Below are 4,516 nucleotides of genomic sequence, written 5' to 3'. Positions count from 1 at the left end.
AATTCCTAACTTACGCCTTTTTTGAAAAATACGTCGTAGGTCTATTAAGGTTACCCTTTTGTATGAAAATCTTTTTAAAATAACTCTTGACTATTTACCAAATTGCTTTAATCCGATATAGAAATGGATTTCCGCATGCTCCATATCATCGTTTTGATACTCTTCAAAATCACAAATATATGCTCTTGGAAGATTCATTTTCCAGATTTCCTGCCAGGCTTTTGAAATCTCCTCAGACGATGTACGCATATCGCAGTGGATCACAAATCTCGCATACGGTCCTTCCGGAATTCTACGAATCTCATACTGAGAATGCTCCGGCTGATGTTCTACTGCATAACAAACCATCGCAGTATAATCGTCATCTGCATCTCCGGCATAGTCCGTATAAAGTCCAATAGCTTTGCCATCAGTCTTGTCCGGTATATTCTCATAGATTCCGTCTGCATAAAACTGATGCCACAGATCTCCTATTACCGCTCCCATATCGGGTGCATGGTTATTGGTACGGGCGGCAATTCCCACCATCACTTTTTCTTGCAAATTTACGATTTCATAGTTCATGTTAAATGCTCCTTTCGGTTTGGTGTTTTTATTCTATCAAACCAAACAGGACATCTGCCTGTCATGAATCAGAATATTGTTTTTGCAGTTCTTGCCCAAATGAAATCAGTCTTTGCCGAAGAATCGCCGGCTCCAGAAGTTCTGCACCGCCTTGAAAAGACAAAATCCAGCCAAGGATAGTGTCCTCATCGGTAAAGCCAAAAGAGAACAAAAGCTTTCCGTCCTCCTGTATGGTAAAACAATCGGGCCCGTATTCTTCTATCAACCGCCACCGGTATTCCGGTGCGATCAGGGCCTTGATCAAATGGGTATGGGGAAACACTGTCTCATTGGACAAATCCGGCAGTGGCGCCGCCTGTTTTTCAAAAGGTGCGTCCATTTGCAGCTCTGTCATCCGGTTCAGCTTAAACAATCGGTAGTCGTTCCGCTCCTTGCAATATCCCCAGACATACCAGCTGGCCCAGCGGAAAATCAGATAATAGGGTTCTATAAGCCGTGATGATTCTCCCTTAGGAGCATAATAGCGGAAACGAATACATCTTCCGCACTCAATTGCCCCGTGGATCAGTTCGATTTTTGGCGATAAAGCGGTTTTGCTCCAGCAAGAAAGATCAATCAGGATATGGTGTCCGCCTGATATGAAATCGGAAGCGCCAGCCGACAGCTTTTCCATCAGCTGCACGTACCGACTTGTGCCGCTCACGCTGTCCAGACTGCGCAGCCCTGCCAGAATCGCCTGCATTTCGGCGGAGGTCAGCAGGGTACTGTCTATTTTATATCCTTCCATAATGGAGATTCCGCCGTTCACACCCCGGGTCGTTGCCAACGGGATACCGGCCTTGCACAAATCCTCAATGTCCCGGTTAATCGTCCGGCGTGATACCTCAAACTTTTCCGCCAGATAAGGAGCAGTCACCTTGTCCTGCTGCAGCAGGATGGACAGAATCCCGATAAGTCTGTCTATTTTCATGTTACACCTTCTCTCACACTCATATCATGCTCCATCAAACATGACAACAGGCCGTCATGTTTACACATGACAGCCTTGTACTTTTAATGATTTTTTATAGAAACACCATACCGAAGCGTTTTGTATATCGTCACACCAATCTCAAATAGGGTTATCAGAACAATAAAGGTAAGGAGTCCGTTGGATACCATATCTGCATTCCAGAGAGAAAGAAATTTTGTTGTCTGGCTTGTTTCGTCTTCCAGTGCAAGCTGGAGTTCAGAGACAAAATTCTGGTTCCAAATGGGCAGAACTTTCAAAACAACTACACTTAGCACAATTTGAATCGCTCCGCACACAATATTGCTGATCATGACCAATTTGCAGTAACAGCCTACCACCAGACGCAAAATCTCATCCGCAAGGCCTATCAGCAGGCTGAGCACGAATACCGGAAGAATGTATCCCCATTGTTCCAGATTGAAAACAGGCACAGTCTTAACGGTTTCGTTTTCTGTAAAAATAACCGCAAAGAACTGCGGGGCAGAAATCAGCAGTACACAGAAAATAACGATAAATACAATGCCGACAATACTATCTCCCCGGCTGATGATCGCCTTTTTGTCCGGTACTGGTTCCAAAAAGCTGGGCGTCCATCTGGATTCTGCTGTTTTCTTATGCTCTGCCAGCTTTCCAACCGACCATTTTTCCGCCTTCTTCATCTCAATCTTTACTTTTTGACGTTCCATAATAGCAAAGATCAATGTCACTGCACCGAATGCGGAAACACAGGAGATCAGCGCATCGGTAATCCCTGTGGTCAAGCCGTCAACAATCGCACGGATTATGACAGGCGCAGCGTTTTGCGAAGTGAAAACAGAAACATGGCCAAAAGCATGAACAAGAGAAACAGCCAAAATCGGAACTGCGGTACAGATTAAGACAACTCTGACAAACCACAGATAGGTTTCAAAATATTCAGGACCAATCAGATATTGACGGTCATTCTGATACTGCTTTGCGAATTCTGCGGGATCTCCAAGTTGTGTCAATGCCTTTTCCATAGACCCTTTATCCGCAAACATATCACTGATAAGTTCTTCCAGCTCCATCCGAACCTCATCCCTCTGTGCCTTGGACAGACGACGAGTTACCTGATAGATATATCGTTTCATCAACTCTTTTTCATTTGGAGTCATGTTTCTTCCTCCCTTAACAACCGCCCTATTCCGTCGGATAAGTTCTCCCAATATGTTTTCAGCTGTTCATAGATTTTCGTTCCATACTCAGTTCGCTGATAATATTTTCTTGGTTTTGCACCGCTGGTTTCCCATTTGCTTTCCAAAAGCCCCTGATTCTGCAGCCTGCGAAGAAGCGGGTACAGCGTATTGGGATCTATGGCGACACCCTTTTCTTCCAGGCTCTGCACCAAGGCATATCCATATTTGGGCTCCTTCATTTGACTGAGCACACTGATTGTCTGCGTTCCTCGGCGCAGCTCCAAAAGCAAGGAGGACAACAGATCTTTCTCTTCTCCCATCAGTGTCACCTCCTAATAATAGAATACTGTATGGCATACTGTATTGTCAATAATAAAATAAAGTAGTTTTAAGACAGTGCAACAAATCATAACACTTTTTGTCAGCATCAGTTGGTAGAAATCCAGAAACAATACGATATAATAAGGATAAGGAGGTTGGAAATATATGAAAAAACAATCAAATCTGATTTCTCAGAATTTAGCCGCACTGCGGCAGTATCATAAATACTCACAGGAAGAAGTGGCGGAAAAAGTCGGCGTGACCAGACAAGCTGTGGCAAAATGGGAGTCGGGAGAAACAGTTCCTGATATTCTCAACTGCGATGCTCTGGCCGAGCTTTACGATGTTTCAGTGGATACTCTCATCCACTATGATCAAGAGGAAGAACATATGCCGATCCCGCCAAAGGGAAAACATCTCTTTGGAACTGTCAAAATAGGGGACCGGGGCCAGATCGTTCTGCCCAAAAAAGCGCGGGACCTTTTTCATATCAAACAGGGCGATCTTCTTGTTGTTTTGGGAGACGAAAATCCGGAAAGCGCAGGTATCGCTTTGGTTCCCGGTGATACCATCCTTCGCAATATTACTTTTCTGCGAGATATGCTGAACAGCGAAAAGGAGGAAATTTAATGACAGAACTTTTACGGGTAGATCACTTGAATAAACATTATCCTGGGTTTAACTTGCAAGATGTTTCTTTCTCGGTAAAACCTGGGCGAATTATGGGACTGATCGGGAAAAATGGGGCTGGTAAGAGCACAACGCTCAAATCTATTTTGAATATGGTGCAGCCGGAATCCGGAATCGTCAGCATACTGGGGAAAGATTTTTATCAGAACGAAAAGGAATGTAAGCAGGAAATCGGTGTTGTATTTGGCGGGATTGACTTTTACCCATTGAAAAAACTCTCCGCCATTACTGCTGTCACCAGACGATTCTACAAGGACTGGGATCAAGAACGATACAGAGAATATCTCCGCCAGTTTTCTTTGGATGAAAGCAAACAATTCCGGGCGCTATCCAACGGAATGAAAGTAAAGTACCTGCTGGCTTTAGCATTATCCCATCACGCCAAACTCTATCTGCTCGATGAGCCGACTTCCGGGCTGGATCCCGTTTCAAGGGATGAGATCCTGCATATCTTTACCCGCATTGTAAAAGACGGCAAACGATCCATCCTGTTTTCTACCCACATCACCTCGGATCTGGACCGGTGTGCCGATGACATCACCTATATCCAGAACGGAAATGTTCTGCAAAGCGCGGATAAAGATACCTTCCTGCGTTCCTTTGATTATTTGAAAACGCCGGAGGATACTAATCCACTGACTCTGGAAGAAATTATGCTTCGTGCTGAAAGCAATTTGGTAAATAGTCAAGAGTTATTTTAAAAAGATTTTCATACAAAAGGGTAACCTTAATAGACCTACGACGTATTTTTCAAAAAAGGCGTAAGTTAGGA

Annotated in this window: 6 protein-coding genes; 2 read left to right on the top strand and 4 right to left on the bottom strand. The window is 44.2% G+C overall.

Going from position 1 to position 4,516, the window contains the following annotated elements; all coding sequences use genetic code 11:
- Window positions 1–90: 90 nt before the first annotated feature.
- The 4 genes from B5F18_RS12195 to B5F18_RS12180 form a co-directional block, all read right to left on the bottom strand.
- Complete coding sequence (locus B5F18_RS12195) at window positions 91–564, bottom strand: GyrI-like domain-containing protein (protein WP_087157920.1); 474 nt, start codon at window positions 562–564, stop codon at window positions 91–93.
- A gap of 61 nt (window positions 565–625) precedes the next feature.
- On the bottom strand, window positions 626–1,534 hold the full coding sequence (locus B5F18_RS12190; RefSeq protein WP_087157919.1) for a helix-turn-helix transcriptional regulator: 909 nt from the start codon (window positions 1,532–1,534) through the stop codon (window positions 626–628).
- 83 nt (window positions 1,535–1,617) lie between these two features.
- Window positions 1,618–2,712 carry an HAAS signaling domain-containing protein gene (locus tag B5F18_RS12185; RefSeq protein WP_087157918.1) on the bottom strand — a complete coding sequence of 365 codons (1,095 nt, stop codon included), beginning with the start codon at window positions 2,710–2,712 and terminating at the stop codon, window positions 1,618–1,620.
- The gene (locus B5F18_RS12180; protein WP_087157917.1) at window positions 2,709–3,053 is read right to left on the bottom strand and encodes a PadR family transcriptional regulator; all 345 of its coding nucleotides are present in this window, start codon (window positions 3,051–3,053) and stop codon (window positions 2,709–2,711) included. The genes B5F18_RS12185 and B5F18_RS12180 overlap by 4 nt, the downstream gene beginning before the upstream one ends.
- Before the next feature lie 166 nt (window positions 3,054–3,219).
- On the opposite strand from B5F18_RS12180, the gene B5F18_RS12175 reads away from it, so the two are divergent.
- Together B5F18_RS12175 and B5F18_RS12170 are read left to right on the top strand one after the other, a co-directional pair.
- Window positions 3,220–3,684 (top strand): helix-turn-helix domain-containing protein, encoded by a 465-nt coding sequence (locus B5F18_RS12175; protein WP_087157916.1) that lies wholly within the window; start codon window positions 3,220–3,222, stop codon window positions 3,682–3,684.
- The gene (locus B5F18_RS12170) at window positions 3,684–4,445 is read left to right on the top strand and encodes an ABC transporter ATP-binding protein (protein ID WP_087157915.1); all 762 of its coding nucleotides are present in this window, start codon (window positions 3,684–3,686) and stop codon (window positions 4,443–4,445) included. The genes B5F18_RS12175 and B5F18_RS12170 overlap by 1 nt, the downstream gene beginning before the upstream one ends.
- The last annotated feature ends 71 nt before the right edge of the window (window positions 4,446–4,516 follow it).

Origin of the sequence: Lachnoclostridium sp. An181 (genome assembly GCF_002160325.1) — a bacterium.
Classification (GTDB): Bacteria; Bacillota; Clostridia; order Lachnospirales; family Lachnospiraceae; genus An181.
Note: the sequence above shows the minus strand (reverse complement) of the source record. Positions and strands in the feature narration are given on the sequence as shown.